The organism is Micromonospora sp. NPDC052213 (assembly GCF_040679695.1).
GTDB lineage: Bacteria > Actinomycetota > Actinomycetes > Mycobacteriales > Micromonosporaceae > Micromonospora.
The window spans coordinates 1-22,826 of sequence record NZ_JBFAVI010000108.1; the positions used below are offsets into that span (position 1 = coordinate 1).

Genomic DNA, 22,826 nt, shown 5'->3' on the forward strand with positions numbered 1-22,826 from the left:
GATCGGCCGGCACCGGCGCGCCGGTGAGCCGCGCCCAGGCCGCGGCGAGCGCGCGGGGCTCGCCCCAGCGGCCGGCGTGGCCGAGCAACAGGGCCTCGGTCAGCTCCACGTCGTGGCAGCGCTCCACCCGCACCCCGGCGCGCAGCAGCGCAGGGTAGACCGTGGCACCGGACGCCCACACCCAGCGCGGCCGGTCGGCGGCCTCGCGGACCGCGACCGCGCCGGCCAGGTCGGCGACCGGCTGCACCGGGCCGGCGGGGTGGCCGGCGGCGTCGAGGGGCTGCACCGCTCCCCCGCCCCGCTCGTCCGAGACCACCGCCACCAGCACGGACGTGATTCTGCCTCGCCCGTGTGACACCCCGGCCACGAGCCGCCGCCCGGCACCGGGCACGGCCGGGCCGGGCGGGACGGCCGCTTTCCGGCCAGGCGGCGGGAAACCGTTCGGTGGCACGGTGGACGGATCGGTAGCGTGGGCGGGTGCCACCACGGATCCCCCATCCCGACCCCGGAGTTCCGGACACGAGGGGGCCGCTGCGGTACCTGTGGTGGCTGGCCCGCTGCCAGCCGTGGCGGGTGCTGCGTGGCGGCCTGCTCGGCACGGCCTGGATGACCGGGCTGTCGGTCCGGCCCTACCTGATCTCCCGGGCCGTGGACGACGGACTGCGTCCCGGCGACACCCGGGCCCTGGCCGTGTGGGTGGCGGCGATCGTCGTCGCCGGCGCAGCGCTGGCCTACCTGGGCATCATGCGGCACCGCACGATGACCTTCATCCGGGAGGACGCGAAGGCCCGGTCGTCCGCCGTGGTGCTGCGCCACCTGTCCCGGGTCGGCGCGGTGCTGCCCCGCCGCAGCGCGGCGGGCGAGGTGGCCACGGTCGGCGGCGCCGACGTCGACCGGGCCGCGCAGGTGCTGACGATCACGGGACCCGGTGTCGGCGCGGTGGTCGCGTACGCGGTCGTCGCCGTCGTGCTCTGGTCGATCTCGCCCCTGCTCGCGGTCTGCGTGCTGGTGGGCGTGCCGGCGGTCGGCCTGGTCGTCGCGCCCCTGCTGCGCCGCCTGGAGCGGGTGGAGTCGGCCTACCGGCAGCAGCAGGGCGAGCTGACCGCCCGCTCCGGCGACATCGTGGCCGGGCTGCGGGTGCTCGCCGGAGTGGGCGGCCGGGGCCTGTTCGCCCGCCGGTACGCCGCCCGGTCCCGGGACCTGCTCGCCGAGGGCTACCGGGTGGGGGCGGTGAACAGCTGGATCGACGCGGCCACGGTCGCCGTCCCCGGGCTGTTCCTCGCCGCGGTGGTGTGGCTGGCGGCCCGGATGGCGGTGACCGGCGAGATCAGCGTCGGGGAACTGGTCGCCGTCTACGGCTACGTCGCCACGCTCATCGTGCCGGTCTGGTTCCTGCTCGAGGGCAGCCACCAGCTGATCCGGGGCCGGGTCGCCGCCCGTCGGATCATCGCCCTGCTCGCCGTGACGCCGGACGGTGTCGGCGGCCCGCGCCCCCTGCCGTCCTCCCCGGGCGCGGCACCGGTTCCCGACGCCCGGCGGCCGGTGCGGGTCGCCGCCCCGGACGGCCCCGCCGACCTGCACGACCCGGCGAGCGGGTTGGCCGTGCCCGCCGGCCGGTTCACCGCGGTCGCCGCCACCGACCCTGCCGACGCCGTCGCGCTGGCCGACCGGCTGGGCCGGTACATCGTCGGCGACGTGACCTGGGGCGGGGCACCGCTGACCGGCGTCGGACTCGACGAGGTGCGGGCCCGCATCCTGCTCGCCGACCACGACGCGCACCTGTTCGCCGGGACGCTGCGGGAGACGCTGCGCGGGGCCCGCCCGGACGCCGACGACGAGCGGATCGGCGCCGCCCTGCACGCCGCGTCGGCCGAGGACGTGGTCGACGCGCTGCCGCACGGGCTCGACACCCCGCTGGACACCCGGGCCCGTTCCCTCTCCGGCGGGCAGCGGCAACGGGTGCGGCTGGCCCGGGCCCTGCTCGCCGACCCGGAGGTGCTGATCCTCGTCGAGCCGACCTCGGCGGTGGACGCGCACACCGAGGCCCGCATCGCCGCGCGGCTGCGGGCGGCCAGGGCCGGCCGTACCACCGTCGTTTTCACCACCTCGCCGCTGCTGCTCGCACGGGCCGACCGGGTCGCACACCTGGACGCGGGGCGGGTCGTCGGCGCCGGCGGGCACGCCGACCTGCTGGACGCGGACCCGGGCTACCGGCGGCTGGTGGCGCGCGACGACGCCGACGCCGAGCGGGTGCCACGGTGAACGCGCTGCCGGTCGCCGACCGGGCCGCCGTACGCCGGGCGACGCGGGAGCTGATCAGCCGGGACCGGCGCGCCGTCGCAGCCGTGCTGGCGCTGCACGTCGCGGCCACGGTCGCGGGGCTCGCCCCGCCGTGGCTGCTCGGCGCCGTCGTCGACCGGGTCTCGGCCGGGACGGGCGTCGGCACCGTCGACCGGCTCGCCCTGGCGATCGTGGCCTGCGTGCTGGTGCAGACGCTGCTGTCGCGCTTCGCGCAGTACGCCGGTCACCGCTTCGGCGAGCGGGCCGTGGCCCGGCTGCGCGAGGAGTTCGTCGACCGGACGCTGAACCTCCCCGTCGCCGTCGTCGAACGGGCCGGGTCCGGGGAGCTGGCCACCCGCAGCTCCGTCGACGTGGCCACCGTCGGCATCACGGTCCGGGACGTGGTGCCCACCATCGTCATCGCCTCGGTGCAGCTGACGCTGCTGTTCGGGGCGGTGTTTCTGCTGCACCCGGTGCTGGGGGTGGCCGCGCTGGCCGGGCTGCCGACGATCGTGGGGGTGACCCGCTGGTACCTGCGGCGGGCCAGCCCCGCCTACCTGGCCGAGGGGGCGGCCGCCGCCGAGCTGACCGAGACGCTGACCAGCACCGCCGAGGGCGCCCGTACGGTCGAGGCGTTCCGCCTCGCCGACGAGCGGGTCGGGCACGGCGACGCGCGCATCGCCCGGGTGTGGTCGGCGCGGCGGGCCACCCTCGCGCTGCGCTCCGTCTTCTTCCCCGTGATCGAGGCCAGCTACCCGCTGCCCGTCGCGGCGGTGCTGCTGGCCGGTGGCTTCCTGCTCGCCCGGGGCGACGTGTCGCTCGGCGCGGTGGTCGCCGCGGCGCTCTACCTGCAACAGGCGATCGACCCGCTGGACCGGATCCTGCAGTGGACGGAGCAGGCGCAGCGCGGCTTCGCCTCGTTCGCCCGGGTGCTCGGCGTCGGCGAGGTGCCACCGGAGCCGCCCGGCCGGACCGCCCCGCCGGACGGCGAACGGCTGGTCGTGCGCGGCGCCCGGTTCGGGTACGCGGAGGGGCCGGACGTGCTGCGCGGCATCGACCTGGCGGTGCGCCCCGGCGAGCGGCTGGCGGTCGTCGGGCCGTCGGGGGCCGGGAAGTCCACCCTGGCCCGGCTGCTCGCCGGCATCGACCGGCCCCGGGAAGGGCAGGTCAGCATCGGCGGCTGCCCTGTCACCGACCTGGACCCTGCCGAGCGGCGGCGCCGCGTCGCACTGGTCACCCAGGAGCACCACGTCTTCATCGGTACGCTGCGCGACAATCTCGCCTTCGCCGCCCCGGACGCCACCGACGAGCGGATGCGCGCGGTGCTGGCCACCGTCGGCGCCGACTGGTACACCCGGCTGCCCGACGGCCTCGACACCCGCCTCGGCGACGGCGCGCACCCGCTCGGCGCGGCCGAGGCCCAGCAGCTCGCGCTGGCCCGGCTGGTGCTCGCCGACCCGCACACGCTGATCCTCGACGAGGCCACCGCCGCCCTCGACCCGACCACGGCACGGCGTACCGAGCAGGCCCTGGCCGCCCTGCTCACCGGGCGGACCGTGATCGCCATCGCGCACCGGCTCAACACCGCGCACGACGCCGACCGGGTGGCGGTGCTGGAGGGCGGCCGGATCACCGAGCTCGGCAGCCACGACGAGCTGATCCGCGCCGACGGCCCGTACGCCGCCCTCTGGCGCTCCTGGCATCCCTGACGTCGGCGCCGTCGGGCCGGGCGGTCGACGTCGGCGGGCGCCGCGTCGACCGTCCGGGTCAGGTCACTTCACGGCGCCGGAGGTGAGGCCGGACTGGATCTGCCGCTGGAAGATCGCGTAGACGACGATCATGGGGAGGATGGCGATGGTCAGGGCGGCGAAGAGGCCGGACCAGTCGGCCTCGTAGCCGGCGTTGACCGAGATGTCCGCGATGCCCTGGGTGAGCACCCACTTGTCCTTGGCGTTGGAGAGCAGCACGAGCGGCAACTGGTACTGCGCCCACTGGCCGATGATGTTGAAGATCCCCACGCTGATCAGGCCCGGCTTGGCCATCGGCAGCATCACCTGGAAGAACAGCCGGGTGTGTGAGCAGCCGTCGATCATCCCCGCCTCGGCGACCGACGCCGGCAGCGTCTTGAAGAACGCGGCCAGGAAGAAGACCGTGAACGGCAGCGAGTAGGCGATGTAGACCAGCACCAGCCCGGTGTGGGTGTCCAGCAGCCCCAGGTTCTTCACCACGAAGAAGAGCGGCACCAGGGCCAGGAAGACCGGGAAGGCCAGCCCCGAGACGAACAGGTAGTAGATCGCCCGGTTGCCCCAGAACTTGTAGCGCGCCAGCACGTACGCGGCCATCGAACCGAACAGCATGGTGCCGAAGGTGCTGCACGTCACGACGATCACGCTGTTGAGGAAGTAGCGGCCGACGTTCGCCTTGTTCCACGCCCGGGCGTAGTTCTCGAACCGCAGCTCCGCCGGGAGCGTCCACGGGCTGCTGAAGATCTCCGTGGTGTTCTTGAACGAGGCGAGGAAGGTCCAGAGGATCGGCACGATCACGATCACCGCCCAGACCGCGAGCGCCACGTGCCCGAGGCCGGCGAACAGCCGGGCCTGCGAACCTCGGCCCCCGCGCCCGCGCCCACCCGCGGTGCCCGGCTTGACGGTCTTCGGCGGTAGCGCCGCCGGCGTCGGCGGCAGCGTCGTCTGCGGGTTCATCAGTACTCCACGCTTTCCCGCTTGGTCAGCCGCAGCGTCAACGCCGCGAACGTGATGGTGAGGAAGAACAGCGCCACGCCCATGGCCGAGGCGTAGCCGTACTTCGAGTAGACGAAGGCGTTGCGGTAGATCTCCATGGCCAGCACGGTGGTCGCGCCGTCCGGGCCGCCGCCGTCCACCGAGAGCACGGAGACGATGGCGAACGCGTCGAACGCGGCGATGCCCAGGTAGACCCAGGCCACCTGGAGGGTGTCCCAGAGCAGCGGCAGGGTGACCCGGAAGAAGAGCGTCACCCGGCTCGCCCCGTCGATCTCGGCGGCCTCGTAGATCTCGCCGGGGATGGAGGCCATGCCCGCCGAGAAGAGCACCACGTAAAAGCCGACCGCCTGCCAGACCAGCACCGCGAGGATCGACCAGAGGGCCAGGTTCGGCCGGACCAGGAAGAGCACCGGGTCGAAGCCGAGCTTCATCAGCACGCCGTTGATCAGGCCGGACTCGTTGGGCCGGTAGACCGTCTGGAACAGCACCGCGATGATGGCCACCGCCAGGACCTGGGGGAAGAAGAACACCACCCGGTAGAACTTCGACCCCCAGACCCCCTGGCGCTGCCCGCCGCTGCTCTTGCCGCCCACGTTGAGCAGGAACGAGAAGAACAGCGCGATGGCGATGGTGATCAGCGGCAGGGCAAGCAGCAGTACGCCGTGGTGCTGGACCGCCTTCCAGAAGTTGTCGTCGTCGAACAACCTCCGGAAGTTGTCGAAGCCCACCCACTGCGGGGCGGACAGCCCCCGCCAGTTGGTCATCGAGATCTGGAACGCCTGCGCGTACGGCGCGATGACGAAGACCACGTACAGCGCGACCGGGACGAAGAGGAACCCGATCACGAACGGATACTTGCCGTGCCGCATGACCCCTACGCTCCGTTCGATCAGCGCTTGAACTTGGTGACGGAGCTGTCCTTCTTGATCGCGTCGGCGCGCTTCTGGATCCGCTCCACGAAGGCGTCCGCCTTGATCCGGCCGAACATCAGCTCGTTGGTGGCCGTGCGCGCCTCCGTGTCGAGCTCCTTGTACCAGCCGTCGAAGTACAGGTTGAACACGTCCTGGCCGGCGGCCTTGAGCGCGGCCTGCGAGCTGGCCACACCCGGCGGGAAGGCGTAGCCCTCCGAGCCGGCGGTCACCACCGTCGGGGCCTTGACCACCTCGGTGAAGCCCTTCGCGCCGGCCACCGAGAGCATCTGGCGCATGTACTCCAGGCCGCCCTTGGGGTTCTTGCTCTTGGCCGAGACGAAGTAGCCCTCACCCGCGGTCGCCCGCAGCGCCGTCGCCGGCAGCTTGTCCGAGGCGGACAGGCTCGGCACCGGCATCAGCTGGTACTCGAAGCCGTTCGGGGTGTCCTTCTTCTGCTCGCCCTCCAGCCAGTCGCCGCTGGGGTAGAGCGCCAGCTTGTACTGGTTCTGCCGCAGCTGCACGTCGGTGTGCTTGAGCCCCTCGAAGCTCTTGTCGACGTACTTGGCGCCGATCTCGGCCCACGCCTCGGCGGCCTGCTTGACCGCGTCCTGCTGCCAGGCGCCGTCCTCCAGGTTGTCGATGTTCTTCAGCACGTCCGTGCCGCCGATCTTCGCCGCGTGGGTGAGGATCACGTTCCACTGGTAGTAGGCCGCGTTCGCGCCGGCGTAGCCGTACGGCGTGATGCCCTTGGCCTTGATCTGGTCGAGCAGCGCGGTGAACTCGCCCCAGTTCTTCGCCGGCGCCCAGCCGTTGTCCTTGAACAGCTTGCCGGAGTACCAGATGCCGAAGACGGTGGAGACGTAGTACAGGACGTACGGCTTGCCGTTGAACGACCCGGCCTCGACGGTGCCCGGCACCACGGTGTCGCGGACCTTCTTGTTGGGGTCGTCGACCGACGGGGCGTCCCACAGCTCGGTGAGGTCCTGGAGCTGGCCGTCGGCGACCAGGGCGCCGAAGTCCATCAGCTTCTCGCCGGAGTTGTTCACGAACTCCGGCGGGTTGCCCGAGGCGAACCGCGGCTGGAGCACCGTGGACACGGCCTGGGTCGACTGGTGCTTGACCTCGGCCTTCGGGAACGCCTTCTTGTAGAGCGGCTGGTGCACGTCGGTGGCGTACTTCTCGCCGTAGCCGCCGTTGAAGATGACCACCTCGATCGGGGCGTCCTCGGGGACGCCGAGCGGGTTGGTGGCGCTCTTGGTGCCGCCGGCGACCTGCTCGTTCTTCTCGTCGCCACCACTGGTCGCGCAGGCGCTCAGCAGGCCGGCCGCCGGGGTGGCGAGCAGGCCCACCGCGGCGGCCCGGCGCAGCACGGTCCGGCGGCTCAGGTCGGCCGGGTTGTCGGGGGTAATCGACATCGTCGTCTCTCCTTGGTGGTGTTCGGGTCAGGCGGTCCGCCGGAGACGCCCGGCGTACCGCGACTCGAGGGCGTGGTTGTGCTCGTCCCCGCCGGGGACGTTGGCGGAGAGGTAGATAGGGGGTACCTCACCGGCCTGGTGGAACCGTCGTACGACCTCGGCGGTCAGCAGCTGCGCCAGCAGCGCCGCGGTGACCGAGGAGACCGCACAGACCGCGCCGCCGCCCTCGAGCGGCAGCAGTGCGTCGCCGTACGGCGCGCCGTTGTCCAGCACGACGTCGGCGAGATCGGCGAGCCGCCGGCCCGACGGGTGCCGTGGGGCGACCCGGGCGGTGTGCTCGACCGAGGTGACCGCGATCAGCGGGTGGCCGCGGTCGGTGACCAGCGCCGCCAGCTCGACCACCGAGCCGTTGATGCCGGACTGGGACGCCACCACGAACACGTCCTGCGGCTGCGGGGCCGCCAGTGCGTAGAGCTGGTGGGCGATGGCGGGGTCACGCTCCAGCTTCGGATCGGCGAGCACGTCGCGCGGGGCGTCGCCGTGCAGCACGAGGTCGTGGATGGCGAGCCGGTTGGTGGGCACGAGTCCACCCGCCCGGGCGACCAGTTCCCCGGCGAACGCCTCGGAGTGGCCGGCGCCGAACGCCTGGAGCACCCCGCCGGCGCGCAGGCTGGTGGTGATCAGGTCGGCGGCGGCGCCGATCCCGTCGGCGCTGGTGTCGACCAGCCGGTCGAGCACCGGACGGACCGCCTCGGCGTACCCCTGGGCGCTGATCATGCGGTGGCCCCCTTGGCGGCCTTGTGCCCGTCGACGGCCTGGGCGGTGCGCCGGAAGGCCGCGTGGGCGCGGTCGTGGGTGCGCTGGGCGACGGCGATGTAGAGCAGGTCGAGCACGACCAGCTGCGGGTGCCGGGCCGAGAGCGCGTCGGGGCGGAAGGTGGTGGCCTGGCTGGCGGTGAGCAGCACGATGTCGGCCAGCTCGGCCAGCGGCGAGCGCGGGAAGCCGGTCAGCGCCACGGTGGTCGCGCCCCGGCTGCCGGCCTCGGCGAGCATCTCGATCGTCTCCCGGGTCTGGCCGGTGTGCGAGATGCCAAGCGCCACGTCGCCCTGGCGCAGCAGGGCCGCGCTGGCGAGGCCCTCGTGCACGTCGTTCCAGGCCCAGGCCGCCACGCCGATGCGGTGCAGGCTGAACTGCATCTCCTCGCCGACGAGGGCGCTTCCGCTGGCGCCGAAGATGTTCACCCGGGACGCCCCGGCGATGGCGACGGCGGCGCGTTCGACCTCGGCGAGGTCGAGCAGCGCGGCGGTGTCGTGCATGGCGCGGGTGTCGGCGGCCATGATCTGGTCGAGCACCCGGGAGAGCGGGTCACTCGGCTGGATCTCGCGTCCGATGTCGACGGTCCAGCCCGCCGAGCGGGCCCGCCCGGTCTCGGCGGCGATGCCCAGCCGCAGGTCGGCGTAGCCGTCGAAGCCCATCGCCCGGCAGAACCGGGTGATCGTGGCCGGGGAGGTGCCGCTGCGCTCGGCCAGCTCGACGATGGTCGCCCGGGCGGCCGCCTCCGGGTCGCTGAGCACGTGCTCGGCGACCCGGCGCAGCGCCCCGGTCAGCTCGCCCGCGCCGGCCCGGACCCGCGCCAGCACACCGTCGGAGGGGACCCCGAGCGCGGCCCGCCGGTCGACCGCGTCGGCGTCGACCACCGCGGTCCCCGCGGAGATGTCCACCTCGTGATCAACCATGGGACGCCTTTCCGAAAAGATTGTTTACCGTTAGTGGTAAAAGTTCTTACTGAAGGCCCCTCTATGTCAAGGCCGTGGGCGAAGTTTTCAAACTGTTACCTGGCGCACAGCCCGCCACAGGCCCCGGCTCTTGCCCTCCGCCGCCAGGCCGACCAGCATGAACGCGGCGTTGATCAAGGAGGTGGGTGCCGATGTCCGACACCGTCGTGGTCGGTCTCGACGTCGGAGGTACGTCCACCCGGGCGGCCGCCCTGAGCCTGGACGGGCGCCGGCTCGGCACCGGCCGGGCCGGCGGCGGCAACCCCACCAGCCACGGCGCCGAGCGGGCCGCCGGCGAACTCCTGGCCGCCCTGCGGGAGGCGCTCGCCGATGTCGACCCCACCCGGGTCCGGGCCGGCACCATCGGCCTGGCCGGGGCCGGCCGGCTGCTCGCCGACCCCGCCGGCCGGGACGCCTTCGACCGGGCCTGGCGCGACGCCGGCCTGCGCTGCCCGTACGACGTGCACGGCGACGCCCTGGTCGCGTACGCCTCGGGCACCGCGAGCCCCGAGGGCACCGTGGTCATCGCTGGCACCGGCGCGATCGCCGCACAGGTCCACGAACTGCGGCTGGACCGGGTCGCCGACGGTCACGGCTGGCTGCTCGGCGACGCCGGTTCCGGCTTCTGGCTGGGCCGGGAGGCGGTCCGCCGACTGCTGTCCGACCTGGACCGGGGCCAGGCCCCGGGGCGGCTGGCGACGGCGGTGCTCACCGAACTGCTCGGCTCCGCCGAGGTGGCGCCCCGACCCCGGGTCACCGGCGACGCGCTGGTCCAGGCGGTGACCCGACGGCCCCCGGTGGAGCTGGCCCGGCTCGCGCCCCTGGTGGTCGCCGCCGCCGTCGACGGCGAGCCGGTCGCCCGCGGGCTGATCGACGAGGCCGCCGCCCACCTGGCGGAGAGCACCGCCCGGATCCGCCCGGCCGGCGACGCCTCGCCGATCGTGCTCGGCGGCGGGCTGCTGACCGGCGACACCCCGCTGGCCGCCGCGGTCCGGGCCGAGGTCGCCCGGCGGTGGCCGGACGCGGTGCTGTGCTCGGCCGGCGACGGCGCGGCCGCGGCGGCATGGCTCGCCGCCCGCGACCTGCCCGAGGTGACGGACCCGCAGGCCCTGCACGCCCTGCTCGTCCCGACGCGCTGAGAGACCAACATCGCCGAAAGCCACCCGACATGCCAACCGCCGCCCACGACCTCACAACCACCGTGACCAGCAGCTACGTAACCACGCAAAGACCCTGCGCCTACACCCAGCTGCGAGGCGTCCGTTAGCCGACCACCCGATCTGTGGAACCTGGGCCGGAATTGTTCGGCACTACCCATCGACCTTGTCCGGGACGCTGGCCTCGGCGCCCCAGGCGACAGCGCGATGGTGCTAACCTGGCCGCCGTGAAGCCCGATTCAGGCTGGCATCGCCTGCTCTCGCGCCTTGAAGCCGGTCAACTCGTCGTCGACGACCACTACAAGGTGATGGAGCGGTGGGAGACCCCGCCCGTGGAACGGATGGCAGAGCTCCTGCACGCGAGCCTCCAGCGAACCCGAATCGTCGAGGTCGGCTTCGGCATGGGGATCTCCGCGAGCATCATCGCGATCAAGTAGGGCGCCCGTGTCGCTGACCTACGTTGTCTGCGCTACTCCGCGCGTCGGCAGCACCTACCTCTGCGAGGCCTTGGGGCGTGTTCCGGGCGCCGGTTCGCCGCGGGAGTGGTTTGGTCGCGCACGTATCCACCACCTGGCCGGCGCCTGGAATCTGCGAGCACCGCAGTCCACGATGAACGAGCCGCGGCTGACCAACCCGTCAGCGTATCTACGCAGAGTGCGCGCCGAGGCGAACAGCGACGGGGTGCTCGCCCTCAAGCTGCACTGGAATCAGGTCGAGTGGTCGCGTGACAATCTCGGCATCGATCCACTCGCCGTCCTCGAAGGCCGACAGGATGTTCGATTCATTCGCCTCTACCGGGACGACCTTGTCCTCCAGACGGTGTCCAGCTATCTCGCCTCGGTGACCAAGGTGTTCGTGCGCTGGGCCGAGGCAAGCGACCCCTACGACGACGAATATCGCGACGCCGTGGCGGGGACCCCAGCTTACGACTTTGCCGTTCTCCTGGACATCCTGCAGGCGTTGGCGGTCATCGAGCACGGGTGGAGTCCGTTCTTCGCCGAGCGCGACACGGCACCCTACACCCTCAGTTATGAGGAGTTGGATGACGATCTGGCTGGCTCGGTCAACGGTGTCCTTCAGTACCTCGGCCTTCCCCGACAGTCCGTGGTGACATCTCCACTGGTGCGGCAACGGACGGCCGTCAATGACGAACTCGCACAGCGGTTTCGGTCCGATCTGCTGAGCAGCGGGGTAATCGATGCGCTCCCCGCTGACCTGCGCCGCCGCTGCGGTGTGTCGGGTTGAGTGGCAGAGGATGCAGCTGAGGCCCCTTGGCGAATTGGCCGTTTCCGGCTACGGACTGGGCACCTGGACGTGGGGCCACGAGACCAACGAGGACGCCGCACGGGAGCAGTTGTGGTGCTTCCTCGACGCGGGGGGCACGCTCGTGGATACCGCAGCGGTCTATGCGGACGGTAACGCCGAGCGCATCCTCGGCCGGTTGCTCACGTTGGTGCCACGTGACGCCGTCGTCGTCAGCACCAAGGCTGGCGTGACCGCGAACGGCGTGGACACCACTCCCGAGGCCCTGCTGGCCCAACTCGACGCGTCGCTGCGGCGTCTCGGTACGGACTACGTCGACCTATGGCAGCTGCACGCCTGGAGCGACGCCACACCGCTGCTGGCAAGCCTCGAGGCGCTACGTGTCGCACGTGACTCGGGTCGCGCCAGGGCGGTGGGAGTGTGCAACTACACGCCCAGCCAGGTCGACGAGGCATTCGCGGTCGCGGAGCGGATCGGCACGCCGATCAGCGGGGTGCAGCTTCAGTACTCGCTGCTGGTTCGGGCGGCCGAAGCCGTCATGGACCGTGCCCGTGAGTACGGTGCGGGGGTGCTGGCGTGGTCGCCACTGGCCAGCGGGGTTCTGACGGGGAAGTATCAGCGGGGTGTGCCGCCCGGTACCAGAGGCACCGATCCCAGATACTTCCCGTTCATCGCGCCTTTTCTGTCTGCTCCCGAGGTGCCGGCGGCGATCGAGATACTCGACCTCGTCGCGGGGGCACTGGGCCGCAGCTGCACCGAGGTGGCGCTGGCCTGGGCTCGTGACCGCCCGGGGGTGGCCGGTGTGCTTCTCGGCGCGCGTGACGCCACCCAGATGCGGGCCCAGCTCGACAGCGTCGACTTGGCGCTGCCGGCGGAGGTGGCCGACCTGCTCACCAGCTCGGTGATGCCGATCGGATGATCACTCGTGCCGGCCCGACGCTCGTTCGGTGAGCATCCGGTGAAGTTCCTCGACGGTGTACTCGACGGGGGGCACCTCGCGGCCGTGTTCGTCGGTCGCGGGCAGCGGCTGGCATCGGGGCGGTTTGCCTTCGCTCCTCGGTAGGAACTCGTAGTCCCGGCACACCACGACGAGCAGCTGATCGCGGCGATGACGGGTGATGAGGGCCGGGCACACGCCGAGCGAGTAGACACCGCAGTCGAGGTGCAGGGGCGGCTCCTTGAAGGTCGCATCCGCGCTGTATCCGACGAAGACGATCAGGTCGTCACGGGCGATGTCGAGCCCACATGACTGACACCGCCGCTCCAGCATGCAGCGCACGGCCTTCTCGGTGTCCACGAGTTTGAGGACGGGCGCTCCGGCCTCGTCCCGGAAGACCACATGTGTGACGAGGAACCCGCGGTGGTCCATCTCGCCGTGCATGCCCGCGAGCAGGCGATCGGGAGGTGGAAGAGGTTGTCTCGGCATGGGCAGGTCCTTTCAGGATGGGACGTCACGGCACCGGGCGAGTGCCTTCAGTACCCAGGCGCAGACGAGTGCGGCCTTTCGCTTACGTGCGTCGCGGTCGGTGCTGCCGCAGTGGCCGGCTGACAGGTCTGTCGACAGCAGGAACGGCCCACCGTGGGCCTGATCGCGCAGGCGGGACACGTACTTGAGCGCTTCGTGCGCCCCGACCCTGCTGTCGTTCAGCGCGGCAAACACCAGCACCGGCGGGTACGTGCGGGGAGAGATGTTGTCGTACGGCGCGTAGGCGCTGACGGCGGCGTAGGCGCGCGCGTCGGCCAGGGGATTACCCCACTCCGCCCAGTCGACAGTGGTGAGAGCCGCCTCGGGATCGAGCAGGGTGCCGAGTGGGTCGAGGAACGGAACGTCGAGCACCAGCCCGGCAAAGGATTCCGGCGAGGTGTTGAGAGCAGCAGCCGCGACGAGAGCACCGGCGGACGCGGCGCTGGCGACGACGCGCCCCGCGGGTAGGTCACAGGTTCGGACGAGTGCCTCGGCGCAGGCCAAATAGTCGTTCACGCTCATCGCCTTGCGCTCGCCACGACCAGCCTCGTGCCAACCAGGTGGCCCCTCTCCGCCACCGCGAACGTGAGCGAAGGCATAGATCCCGCCGCTGGCGAGGAACGGCAGACGCGCGGGATCGAAGTCCAGTGGTAAGACGGCACCGTAGGCACCGTAAACCTCAAGCACCGCCCCCGGTGGCGGTGGTGCACCGGCGCTGCGGCGTTGCCGCAGCACGGTCAACGGAACCGCTGTCCCGTCACGACTGTGGGCCACCAGATCGAGTTGTTCGTACCTGACCGGATCCCAACCGGGAAGCACGACCCTGTCCAAGATGTCGGTGCTGCGGCTGTGCAGGTCGTACGCCGCTGTGATCGGCGGGCAGACGACCGAGGAGGCGGTGAATCTCACTCGCCGCGAGTGGTGGTCCGGATTGCCGTTGAGGCTCACCCACGTTGTTCCGTCGGGTAGCGCCAGATCGGTCACGATGTTGTCGGCGCCGATGACCCGTAACCCCCGGTGGCCCGGCGAGTACGTCTGCAGGACCACGTGCCCCGCAAACGCGTCGACGGTCAGCAGCTTCGTCTCCCGCGCGTCGCCGAACACCACCTCGGTCAGCTCTGCCGTGGCCGTGGCCGGGCAGTGCCACAGCCGGGAGGTCTCGTCACCGGAGTTGGCCAGGATCCAGAACTGTCCCTCTCGGTGGTCGGCCTGAAGATGCACACCGGCACGCCGTGCTGGCCCCAGGAGGAACGGTTCGGACTCTGGTGCCAGCGCGTCGATCGCGAAGATCTGGTTGCCGGCGTGGCTGTCCGACTCGATGAAGACGTACCGTTCACTACGTGTCAGGTCGACGGTCAGCCACGACGACTCGTCCGCCTCCTCGTACACCAGGGTCCGTTCGCCCGTCGCCAGCGTGAGACGCCATACCTGAAACGCCCGGCCGGTAGCGTCTGTGACGAGGTGGAAGTAGTGCTCACCGGCGGCATCCCAGGCGCCGCCGTACGTGACCCCGTCGACCTGGACGGGCAGCTCGGAGCCGGCGGCGACATCTCGGAAACGCAGGCAGAACCGCTCGTCGCCGACAAGGTCGACGGCGTACGCGAGGAACCGGTCGTCCGGCGAGACATCGTAGACACCGAGCGCGAAATGCGACTGCCCGGCTGACAGCGCGGCCTCGTCGAGCACGATCTGTTCGGTCTGTGGCACGGCCTCACCGGAGTCGAGGTCGATCAGGCAGCGGCAGCGGAGCACCGCTGCGGATCCTTCGACCGTACGGCTGTAGTAGGACCAACGCCCTTTCATGACGGACACCGAGCGTGTGCCCTGCGGTGTCCAGGACCTGATCTGCGTCTCAGCGTCCGCGGCGGCGCTTCCCAGCGGCTCCAGAACCGCTGTCGTGTAGGCGTTGTTGGCCTGGACGACAGCAAAGACCTCGGGGGTGAACAGGTCTTCCATCCACTGCCACGGGTCGCTGCGGGTTTGCCCGTGATGTCGCGCGAGGTGCTCCCTGGGTGGCGCCGCGGGTGGGTCGACGTCGACCGCCCTCCATGTCGCCGCGACGTGAGCGCGTTCACTCATAGAGTTCCCTCAGCTCCCGCATCTCCTGCACCTCCGGCCACAGCTCGTCCGGCCCGGACAGGGCGCCGTCGATACCGAGGATGTTGTCAGGACGCGGTGAGCGAGGGCATCTGGGTGGGCTGGGGCCACCCAGGCCGAAGAGAGAACGGCTTCCGGGCACCGCTCAACTTTCACTCAACGCCCCACACGCTCGACCGCCAGGTCGGGCACCCGTTCCTCCAGACCCAGCCGGCGAAGCCCTGGCAACGGGAGCACCATCACGGTCGAGACCACCAGGACGACCGTCGTCACCCACCCAAGGGTGGCGGGACCCAGCCCCTTCAGAAGCCAGCCGGCAAGGAGGTATCCCACGGGCATCAGACCCAAGACGGTCAGCTGATCGATGGAGAACACCCGCCCGAGCCGCCCACGCGGGACAGTCCGCTGCAGTGCGGTGGTCCACAGCACCGCGAACGTGGACAGTCCGAGACCGGTCAACGCGGAGGCGACGAGGATCATCGCCGGATGCCCGTCCACCGCCAGCAGAACGGTCTGCGGAAGCTGAAGCAGCAGAAAGAAGATTGCCACCCAGCCCGGCGAACGCGTACGGATCGACGATGCCAGCATCGCGCCCAGGAAAGCCCCGGCGCCCTGCGCCGCCGTGATGTAGCCGAACCAACCCTCGGGCCCGGTCAGAATGGGCAGCATCACCGCGACGGGTGCCGCCACGAACGCCATATGCACCATGCCCTGCAGCATCACACCGGCCATCCACGGTAGTCGGATGACGTAGGCAAAACCGTCCTTGATATCGACGGCAAGCGACGACCCTTTGCTTTCCGGACTGGGAGCCTGCTCATCCAGACGGAGCAGTGTGACGATACTGACAAGAAAGGTGACGATGTTGATACCGAGCGCCCAAGTCGGGCTCAACGCCGCCGCCACGGCCCCGCCGAGCGCGGCGCCGACGACGGCACCCAAGCGGTTCACCAGGGACCGCAGGCCGTTGGCGCTCGCCAACATCTCCCCTGGTACCAGCGATGGCAGGATCGCCCCGTACGCGGGACGGTAGAAACCGCTGCCGATACCGAGCACTGCGGCCAGCACGCCGAGCACCACCAGCGGCGCGTCATTGCCGACGAGGATGATGCCCAGAACGGCGCCGGCACGAATCAGGTCGGAAACAATGATCATTCGCGAGCGGCGGTGACGGTCCGCCAAGGCACCGCCGATCAACAGCGAGACGACGCCCCCCAGGGCCGTCATCCCGAGTACCAGACCCACCGCGCGCGCGGCATCCTCGCGCGGCAGCAGGAACAGCGCGACCGCCACGGTGTACAGGGCATCGCCCACAACGTTGGTGAGCTGACCGATCCAGACCCGCCGAAACTTCGGCACCCGCAGCGGCGCAAGAAGAGACGCGTTGAACATCAAGTTACCTCGACAGTTTCGAGCCGTAGCCGACGCCGCTCATGAATTTCGCCGTTGGCCGTGTCAATCAGCAGGTCCACGCTCTCCTCCAGCGCCAGCGAAGCCCGGATCAGACCTTGGAGCAGCGCGACACCGTCTGGCTGGTGCCAGTCACCCGGCATGCCGCCCGGTTCGCGGGACAGAAGACGTTGCGCCAGAACGTCTGCCGCCTGTTCCGGATCCCTGAAATGAGGACAGACCAGGATGGCGAGGTCCGCCTGGTCGAGGGCGCTACGCAGCATACGTTCCTCGGTCGACCCACCGCGCTGGAGGGCGACGCCGCCGCCCGTATCGACGACCCCGTCAGTGGCCGTGACCGCGTCAGCTAGCGCGCGCACCTCGAAGCAGGCGGTATAGGCATGCCAAGCGGAAAGCCCACCGGTGACATACGCGTCATCGGCGGCCTGCTCGGTGTATCCGAACTTTCCGTACCAGTGCAACGGGTCCTCGTCGAAGCAGGCGACTTCCAGGCCCCGGCGGGCGGCCAGGACGCCAGCGACCGTCGACTTGCCTGCGGCAGGTGGACCGACTACTACTATCGCCACGCAAGGGCCCGCACATTGCGGTAGAGCTCGGCGGCCAGTTCCGGCTGCACCTGCTCGCTGTAATAGCCGTACAGGAAGCCCACGGGGCTGTCCATCTTCTCGCACAGGTACCACTGGCGCATGCGACTGACCGCAAGTTCCCATATGTGGATCCGGCCCCGGAGCACAGCGACGAAGTCCACAGCGTTTACGTCGATGCCGGACGGCACAGAGAACAGGCAGTCACGGAAGCTCAACGGCTGTTCCTCGAAGCGGCCGTTGTTGAAGTTCAACACGAAAACTCGTGAGCCGTCGTCCTCCTCACCGGCGGCATCGAAGCCGCGCAGGTGAACAGCGAACCTGTGCGGGCCGACCGGATTGTCGAGGTAGGTGTTCTGGGTGATCAGATGCCGCCCCAGTTTCGCCTGCATCAGCAGCGGAGCCATGAGCTGAAGTTCCGACTCGACGAGGGCCCGGTCCTCATCCGTAAGCTGTTCGTCGAACAGGGGCAGCAGCGGCTCGGACAGGTCCGGCTCGGCAACGGCCTCCTTGTCGCTGGGGGCAACGGGACGCGACGGCTCGGCCGGATTGATCCATTCCGCCTGGCAGTAACGCACATCCGTCCCGTCACCGACCACCACCGTCTGGCCAGGACTCATTCCCAGCACCCGGGTAGTCAGCGAGAGCCGGCTGGCGATATCGGCCAACTGCTCGAAGTTCCCCCACAAAAACTCGCCGTGCTTGGCGGGAACCTGCACATAACCGCCACCGCTGAAGGTGACGTAACGCACCGAGGGGAAGTTCGCCACGACGTCGGACAGCACCCCGTGCAGCAGGCGAAGGCCGGTAACCTCAGCGAACTCGGCACTGCCGACCGGCAGCATGTTGTCGAACGCGCCGAGATGACCCGCCGGCGGTACCTGCCCGTTGTGGGTGGCCACGACGATATCCGGATCGCACCCGCCGTCCAGCGAGGGAGCCGCGATCGACGTGTCGGACTGGATGAAGACTCCGCCGACCTTCTCCTCCGCATGCCGCACGAAGACGCTGGCGACACGGTTTTCCCACATCGGCGCGTCCGGGCCGCCTGGAACGAATACCACGTCGACCGCGCCGATCCTCTGTACCGCACCGAGCTCGACCAACTCGACCTGGCGGCCCGTCTCCTCCAAGACGCGAACGCACACCTTCGGCATCATCCGCGGCATCAGAATGCGGGTAGCCGGCGGCAGCAGGTCCAGCGAGTTGAGGTGGAAGTGGTCCAGATGCTCGTTGGTGACCAGCACCGCGTCCAGCGACGGCATCTTCTCCACCGCCACCTGGCGTGCGGGATAGATCTCGAAACGCAGCCTGTCTGAGTGGCCGAACGAGTCCGTCAGCACCGGATCGACGAGGACACGGGTATCCCCGATCTCCACCAGCCACGACTGGTGGCCCAGAAACGTCAGGGATGCGGGGGGCATCAGGCGTTCTCCTTCTCAAGGTACTCAAGCTGCTGCTGGTAGACCCGGCACGACAGGTCCGGGCGTACCTGCTCGCCGAGAGCGTCGTAGAACAGCGCCACCGGCGAGGACAGCGCGTCTCCGTCGAACCACGTACGCATCGCGATGCCGACGACATCCCAGTACTGCAGGTCGCCACGGAGCACTGCGGCGAAGTCAACAGCGTGGATGAAAATCCCATTGGGGTACGCGGCGACAGAATCGTCGAGCGGCAGATCTGCTGCCTCCTCGAACGCCCCGGCGGCCAGATCGAAGCGGAAACTACGGTCCGGACGGGTCAGATACTTGAGCTTGAGGACAAACGGGCATGCCGACGGCGAAACGGCCATCCGCCGGCCGAAGTCGCTGAGCAGCAGGACGCGGCTCAGATACGTCAGCTCGCGACCGATGCAAGCCAACGCCGCGTTCTCGGATTCTTCATCAGCATTCTCGATGCAACGCATGGCGATGCTGTCCCGCCTGGCCAGGAAGCTCTCCCGCCGGTGGATCAGCTGGGTGAAGCGTTCATGGTCGACGCCGAGCCACGACAGCTCCCCGACCTTGTCGATGCCGTGCTCACGCACTTCGACGACGTCGCCCGGAACGGGGCCCATCACGTCCATGTGCCGCACCAACTGCTTGGCCAGACGCGCCATCTCCTGCTGCTCCGAGAATGGGAACGGGCCCATCTGCTCGTAGTCCTTCAGGAACCCGCCACCGCACAGCAGGATGTGTGCCCCGCGGAAGATCTCCGACTGCTCAACCGCGGACACGACGATTTCCCCGAGGATGTCCAGACCGGGGAAGCCCTGACCACGGTAGCGGACGGCGGTCTGCCCAGCGGGCCGGTAGCAGTCCAGTGACCCGAACACGCCGGGCGGGGTCACTTGCGCATTGTTACTCATGGCCACCACGCGGGGGGCTGGCAGCCTTCCGGAGGAAACGGCTTCGATGAATTCGGTGGAGGTGCTGGCGTCGATTCCCAGGAAGACGCCACCCCGGTCCGGATCGGACGCATCGAGCACGTAAACCTGCGATACGCGGCTCTCCCAGAGCACCGTATCCGGGCCCGGCGGGAAAAGGGTGACAATGACCGATCCGAACCTGGTCGGCTCGCCGAACGGCAACCGGGTGACCGTCAGGCCGAGCGACTCGGTGCATTCGACGACGGTGTCGATCATGGTGGGCCCGACGATGATGGGCGTGGACTTGTCGAGCTTGTTCAGGGAGGGCAGGTGGAAGTGGTCGGAGTGCTCGTGACTGAGGATCACGGCAGCAGGCTGTGGCATCCGGTCGATGTCTATCAGTCTTGGCGGATAGATCTCGACAGGGCTCGAGGTATACTCCTCGCCATAACGGCGGTACAAGATCGGATCCACGAGGACCGGTGAATCCTCGGCCCCGAGAGCGAAGCCGTTGTGTCCAAGGAAACCGATCTTCATGTCGCCTCCTTCAATGGGTGCGGTGGGGCACAGTGACCAACGGCGGTGGGCGACGTCGGACGCCGCCCACCGCCCTGGCACTAGCGGGTGTAAGTGAACGCCCAATTCCGCGCCTTGGCGGTCGCGGCCTTCGGCGCGACCTTGCCGACAGCCTGCTTGAGGGCGTCGAGGTCAGCCTTGGTGATAGGCTGCGCTTCCTTCTTCATGTTCACCTCCCGTGCGTGGATCGGCAGCGCTCTGCCATGCGACCTGAAGGTCTTCAGCAAGCCGCTGCACCTGCCTGTTCTCATCGGAGCAGCCGGAGGCGACCGTGAAGTCTCGTGACAATCGCCGGCCGACCCGTGACTGCCCTTCGCGAGAGTGTGTCACCGAACGAAGGATGCAGATCCCCCTATAGGGGCCCCAGAAAGTCGTGACGGTATCTGACTTGTGGCACTTGGATGCGCCGCTGCTCGACCAGATCAGCGACCCGCGCGACACGGTGATCACCGCCGACGCCCCGCACTGCCAGCGTGAGCACGTCACCCACCTCGCGCAACGCCGCCGCGAAATCCGCAGCCCGAAGATCCCGACGATCTCCACCGGGGCATCGACTTCCGAAGGCCGCCCAAGCCATCCAGATCCGCCGCCGCAGATGGCACCGTTCCCGGCAGCCCGCGTCGGCGCCACCCCCGCGCCCGCCATCGCCGACTACAAGAGAAGACTCACCGCGGTGCAGTCCGACTACGTCGACACCGCCGCCAGGCTTCTGGCCATCCGGCAACGTCCGGGTGGTGGTAGCCGGGTCGGACGGCGATTGAGCGATCAGTCGAAAACGTACGACCGCGGCACACTCTCGGCGATCCAGACCGCCCCTCGCCCTGCGGCAGGCGATATGACGCAGGAGCGAGCCACGGCGCCGGTGCCCTCCGGCCGGTTCGGGCGGGTGAGGTTGTCTGCGCGATCGACCGGGCCGCGAAAAGTAACGGACGCGGCTACTTGAGCTGGCCGGCGGTCAGGCCCGACTGGATCTGCCGCTGGAAGAGGATGTACACGACCAGCACCGGCAGCGTGGCGATGGTCAGGCCCGCGAAGAGACCGCTGTAGTCACCCTGGTAGCCCTGGCTGACCGCCAGTGCGGCGAGCCCCTGCGCAAGCACCCACTTGGAGTCGTCGCCCTGCATCAGCACCTGGGGCAGGATGAACTGGTTCCAGTGACTGAGGAAGTTGAAGATCGCGATGCTGATCAGACCCGGTCGCGCCATCGGCAGCATCACCCGGAAGAAGAGCCGGAAGTGACCGCACCCGTCCATGAGCGCCGCCTCCGCGACCGCGGTCGGCAGGGTCCGGAAGAAGGCGGTGAGAAAGAAGACGGTGAACGGCAACGAGTAGGCGGCGTACACCAGCACCAGCCCGGTCCAGGTGCCGAAGAGACCGGCGTTGCGCACCACGAAGAACAGCGGCACGAGAGCCAGGAAGACGGGAAACATCATCCCGCCGACGAACAGGTAGTAGAGGAACTGCCGGCCCCAGAACTCGTAACGGGCGAAGACGTACGCCGCGGTGGCGCCCATCAGCATGGTCAGGGTGAGCGATCCGGTCACCACGATCGCGCTGTTCAGGAAGTACTGGCCGATGTGCGCCTCGGTCCAGGCACGCGCCCAGTTCTCGAACCGCAGCGCGCCGGGCAGCCCCCACGGGTCGGAGAGGATCTCCCCGTCGCTCTTGAACGAGCTGAGGAACATCCAGAGCAGCGGTAGCGCGGTCACCGCGCCCCAGAGCAGCAGGAACCAGTGCGAGAAGATGTTGGCGACGCCGAGATCGCGGCGGAGCTTCCGGTCCTGCGGCGCCGGCCGGTCCGCCACGGCCATGCCGTCGGACGCGGTCCTGTCGAGGGTTGTCACGAGTACTCGATCCGATCACGCCGGGCGGCCCGCAGCGCCAGCACCGCCACCGAGAGGGTCAGGAACAACAACACCACGCCGATCGCCGAGGCATAACCGAACTTGCTCTCGCTACCGAACGCGGTTTCGTACATCCGCAGGCCGATGACGTCGGAGGAGAAGTTGGGGCCGCCGTTGGTCATCTGCTGGATCAGGATGAAACCGTCCAGGGCCGCGATCGCGAGGTAGATCCAGGCGACCTGCACGGTGTCCCAGAGCAGCGGAATGGTGATCTTGCGCAGGGTGGTCCACCGCGACGCCCCGTCGAGCATCACCGCCTCGTAGATGTCGCGCGGAATCGCCGACATCGCCGCGCCGAAGAGCACCACGTAGAAGCCGACGTTGCTCCAGATCATCACCGCCATCGCGCACCAGAAGGCGAACCGGGGATCACCCAGCCAGGCCGGCGTGGGTAGGCCGACGGCACCGAGGGCACCGTTGAGCAGGCCGCTGTTGGGGTGGTAGACCTCTTTCCACAGCAGGGCGATGATGACCACGGAGAGCACCTGCGGAAAGAAGTAGACCATCCGGTACACGGACGTGCCGCGTACGCCGGTCACCCCCGCCCGGCCCTTGCGACCGCCCATGCTCAGCATCGTGGCGAAGAAGAGGCCGAGCACGATGGTCACCACCGGCACCACCAAGAGCAGCCACGCGTTGTTCTTGAGGGCGCTCCACACCCGATCGTCGTCCAGCAGCCTCTCGAAGTTGGCCAGGCCGACGGAGTTGGCCTCGGGCGAGTAGCCGAGCCAGTCGGTGGTCGAGATCTGGAAGGCCTGCAGGTACGGCGAGAGCACGAAGATGCCGTAGAGCAGCAGCGGCGGCACCAGGAACGTGATGATCAGCGGGTACTTGCCATGTTTCACGAGAAAGGCCCTACTCCCACAGCCGTGGGCCGGTGGGGACGGTGCGGACCCGTCCC

At 69.6% G+C, this 22,826-nt stretch carries 21 protein-coding genes and 1 pseudogene; 7 read left to right on the top strand and 15 right to left on the bottom strand.

The window, feature by feature from the left end:
* A pseudogene (locus tag AB0L34_RS22860) lies at window positions 1-358 on the bottom strand (bifunctional 3'-5' exonuclease/DNA polymerase); the annotation flags it as partial.
* A gap of 215 nt (window positions 359-573) precedes the next feature.
* Between AB0L34_RS22860 and AB0L34_RS22865 the strand changes: the two are divergent.
* The gene (locus AB0L34_RS22865; protein ID WP_363706435.1) at window positions 574-2,262 is read left to right on the top strand and encodes an ABC transporter ATP-binding protein; all 1,689 of its coding nucleotides are present in this window, start codon (window positions 574-576) and stop codon (window positions 2,260-2,262) included.
* Entirely contained in the window at window positions 2,259-3,989 is a 1,731-nt protein-coding gene (locus tag AB0L34_RS22870; protein ID WP_363706409.1) for an ABC transporter ATP-binding protein, read from the top strand. The genes AB0L34_RS22865 and AB0L34_RS22870 overlap by 4 nt, the downstream gene beginning before the upstream one ends.
* A 63-nt stretch (window positions 3,990-4,052) precedes the next feature.
* On the opposite strand, the gene AB0L34_RS22875 is transcribed toward AB0L34_RS22870, so the two are convergent.
* Genes AB0L34_RS22875 through AB0L34_RS22895 form a run of 5 tightly spaced genes read right to left on the bottom strand, consistent with a single transcriptional unit; the run spans window position 4,053 to window position 9,083 of the window.
* Window positions 4,053-4,982, bottom strand: a complete 930-nt coding sequence (locus tag AB0L34_RS22875; RefSeq protein ID WP_363706411.1) for a carbohydrate ABC transporter permease — start codon at window positions 4,980-4,982, stop codon at window positions 4,053-4,055.
* Window positions 4,982-5,890 (bottom strand): sugar ABC transporter permease, encoded by a 909-nt coding sequence (locus AB0L34_RS22880; protein ID WP_357458950.1) that lies wholly within the window; start codon window positions 5,888-5,890, stop codon window positions 4,982-4,984. The genes AB0L34_RS22875 and AB0L34_RS22880 overlap by 1 nt, the downstream gene beginning before the upstream one ends.
* A 20-nt stretch (window positions 5,891-5,910) precedes the next feature.
* A complete protein-coding gene (ngcE, locus tag AB0L34_RS22885) occupies window positions 5,911-7,347 on the bottom strand; it encodes an N-acetylglucosamine/diacetylchitobiose ABC transporter substrate-binding protein (RefSeq protein WP_357458953.1) in 1,437 nt (478 codons plus the stop codon).
* Between the two features lie 27 nt (window positions 7,348-7,374).
* Window positions 7,375-8,124 carry an SIS domain-containing protein gene (locus AB0L34_RS22890; protein ID WP_363706413.1) on the bottom strand — a complete coding sequence of 250 codons (750 nt, stop codon included), beginning with the start codon at window positions 8,122-8,124 and terminating at the stop codon, window positions 7,375-7,377.
* Window positions 8,121-9,083: a MurR/RpiR family transcriptional regulator gene (locus tag AB0L34_RS22895; RefSeq protein WP_350711336.1), complete on the bottom strand. Its 963-nt coding sequence runs from the start codon at window positions 9,081-9,083 to the stop codon at window positions 8,121-8,123. Before AB0L34_RS22895 ends, AB0L34_RS22890 begins: the two co-directional genes overlap by 4 nt.
* Window positions 9,084-9,274: 191 nt before the next feature.
* Between AB0L34_RS22895 and AB0L34_RS22900 the strand changes: the two genes are divergently transcribed.
* The 4 genes from AB0L34_RS22900 (at window position 9,275) to AB0L34_RS22915 (ending at window position 12,461) form a co-directional block, all read left to right on the top strand.
* On the top strand, window positions 9,275-10,261 hold the full coding sequence (locus AB0L34_RS22900) for a BadF/BadG/BcrA/BcrD ATPase family protein (protein WP_363706415.1): 987 nt from the start codon (window positions 9,275-9,277) through the stop codon (window positions 10,259-10,261).
* Window positions 10,262-10,506: 245 nt separating this feature from the next.
* Entirely contained in the window at window positions 10,507-10,716 is a 210-nt protein-coding gene (locus tag AB0L34_RS22905) for a hypothetical protein (RefSeq protein WP_363706416.1), read from the top strand.
* 7 nt (window positions 10,717-10,723) lie between these two features.
* Window positions 10,724-11,524, top strand: a complete 801-nt coding sequence (locus tag AB0L34_RS22910; RefSeq protein WP_363706418.1) for a Stf0 family sulfotransferase — start codon at window positions 10,724-10,726, stop codon at window positions 11,522-11,524.
* Between the two features lie 10 nt (window positions 11,525-11,534).
* Window positions 11,535-12,461: an aldo/keto reductase gene (locus AB0L34_RS22915; RefSeq protein ID WP_363706420.1), complete on the top strand. Its 927-nt coding sequence runs from the start codon at window positions 11,535-11,537 to the stop codon at window positions 12,459-12,461.
* Here AB0L34_RS22915 and AB0L34_RS22920 read toward each other — a convergent pair whose 3' ends face one another.
* From AB0L34_RS22920 to AB0L34_RS22950, 7 genes are all read right to left on the bottom strand, one after another.
* Window positions 12,462-12,968: a hypothetical protein gene (locus AB0L34_RS22920; protein ID WP_363706422.1), complete on the bottom strand. Its 507-nt coding sequence runs from the start codon at window positions 12,966-12,968 to the stop codon at window positions 12,462-12,464.
* 12 nt (window positions 12,969-12,980) lie between these two features.
* Complete coding sequence (locus AB0L34_RS22925) at window positions 12,981-15,086, bottom strand: prolyl oligopeptidase family serine peptidase (protein ID WP_363706424.1); 2,106 nt, start codon at window positions 15,084-15,086, stop codon at window positions 12,981-12,983.
* 174 nt (window positions 15,087-15,260) lie between these two features.
* Entirely contained in the window at window positions 15,261-16,496 is a 1,236-nt protein-coding gene (locus tag AB0L34_RS22930) for an MFS transporter (RefSeq protein ID WP_363706426.1), read from the bottom strand.
* Complete coding sequence (locus AB0L34_RS22935; protein ID WP_350711351.1) at window positions 16,496-17,080, bottom strand: hypothetical protein; 585 nt, start codon at window positions 17,078-17,080, stop codon at window positions 16,496-16,498. The genes AB0L34_RS22930 and AB0L34_RS22935 overlap by 1 nt, the downstream gene beginning before the upstream one ends.
* Window positions 17,071-18,522 (bottom strand): MBL fold metallo-hydrolase, encoded by a 1,452-nt coding sequence (locus tag AB0L34_RS22940; RefSeq protein ID WP_363706428.1) that lies wholly within the window; start codon window positions 18,520-18,522, stop codon window positions 17,071-17,073. Before AB0L34_RS22940 ends, AB0L34_RS22935 begins: the two co-directional genes overlap by 10 nt.
* Window positions 18,522-19,982, bottom strand: coding sequence for an MBL fold metallo-hydrolase (locus AB0L34_RS22945; RefSeq protein ID WP_363706429.1), 1,461 nt, complete (start codon window positions 19,980-19,982; stop codon window positions 18,522-18,524). The genes AB0L34_RS22940 and AB0L34_RS22945 overlap by 1 nt, the downstream gene beginning before the upstream one ends.
* Before the next feature lie 80 nt (window positions 19,983-20,062).
* Window positions 20,063-20,248, bottom strand: coding sequence for a hypothetical protein (locus AB0L34_RS22950; RefSeq protein WP_350711359.1), 186 nt, complete (start codon window positions 20,246-20,248; stop codon window positions 20,063-20,065).
* 161 nt (window positions 20,249-20,409) lie between these two features.
* Between AB0L34_RS22950 and AB0L34_RS22955 the strand changes: the two genes are divergently transcribed.
* Entirely contained in the window at window positions 20,410-20,964 is a 555-nt protein-coding gene (locus tag AB0L34_RS22955; protein ID WP_363706431.1) for a hypothetical protein, read from the top strand.
* Here the strand turns inward: AB0L34_RS22955 and AB0L34_RS22960 are convergent.
* A complete protein-coding gene (locus AB0L34_RS22960) occupies window positions 20,957-21,832 on the bottom strand; it encodes a carbohydrate ABC transporter permease (RefSeq protein ID WP_363706437.1) in 876 nt (291 codons plus the stop codon). The genes AB0L34_RS22955 and AB0L34_RS22960 overlap by 8 nt on opposite strands.
* Before the next feature lie 29 nt (window positions 21,833-21,861).
* The gene (locus AB0L34_RS22965; RefSeq protein WP_363706433.1) at window positions 21,862-22,770 is read right to left on the bottom strand and encodes a sugar ABC transporter permease; all 909 of its coding nucleotides are present in this window, start codon (window positions 22,768-22,770) and stop codon (window positions 21,862-21,864) included.
* Between the last annotated feature and the right edge of the window lie 56 nt (window positions 22,771-22,826).

Bases quoted from the DNA above. Each gene is read 5' to 3' on its own strand.
- AB0L34_RS22875 (WP_363706411.1), bottom strand. From the start codon at position 4,982: ATGAACCCGCAGACGACGCTGCCGCCGACGCCGGCGGCGCTACCGCCG.
- AB0L34_RS22880 (WP_357458950.1), bottom strand. From the start codon at position 5,890: ATGCGGCACGGCAAGTATCCGTTCGTGATCGGGTTCCTCTTCGTCCCG.
- ngcE (WP_357458953.1), bottom strand. From the start codon at position 7,347: ATGTCGATTACCCCCGACAACCCGGCCGACCTGAGCCGCCGGACCGTG.
- AB0L34_RS22890 (WP_363706413.1), bottom strand. From the start codon at position 8,124: ATGATCAGCGCCCAGGGGTACGCCGAGGCGGTCCGTCCGGTGCTCGAC.
- AB0L34_RS22895 (WP_350711336.1), bottom strand. From the start codon at position 9,083: ATGGTTGATCACGAGGTGGACATCTCCGCGGGGACCGCGGTGGTCGAC.
- AB0L34_RS22900 (WP_363706415.1), top strand. From the start codon at position 9,275: ATGTCCGACACCGTCGTGGTCGGTCTCGACGTCGGAGGTACGTCCACC.
- AB0L34_RS22915 (WP_363706420.1), top strand. From the start codon at position 11,535: ATGCAGCTGAGGCCCCTTGGCGAATTGGCCGTTTCCGGCTACGGACTG.
- AB0L34_RS22920 (WP_363706422.1), bottom strand. From the start codon at position 12,968: ATGCCGAGACAACCTCTTCCACCTCCCGATCGCCTGCTCGCGGGCATG.
- AB0L34_RS22925 (WP_363706424.1), bottom strand. From the start codon at position 15,086: ATGAGTGAACGCGCTCACGTCGCGGCGACATGGAGGGCGGTCGACGTC.
- AB0L34_RS22930 (WP_363706426.1), bottom strand. From the start codon at position 16,496: ATGTTCAACGCGTCTCTTCTTGCGCCGCTGCGGGTGCCGAAGTTTCGG.
- AB0L34_RS22940 (WP_363706428.1), bottom strand. From the start codon at position 18,522: ATGCCCCCCGCATCCCTGACGTTTCTGGGCCACCAGTCGTGGCTGGTG.
- AB0L34_RS22945 (WP_363706429.1), bottom strand. From the start codon at position 19,982: ATGAAGATCGGTTTCCTTGGACACAACGGCTTCGCTCTCGGGGCCGAG.
- AB0L34_RS22960 (WP_363706437.1), bottom strand. From the start codon at position 21,832: ATGGCCGTGGCGGACCGGCCGGCGCCGCAGGACCGGAAGCTCCGCCGC.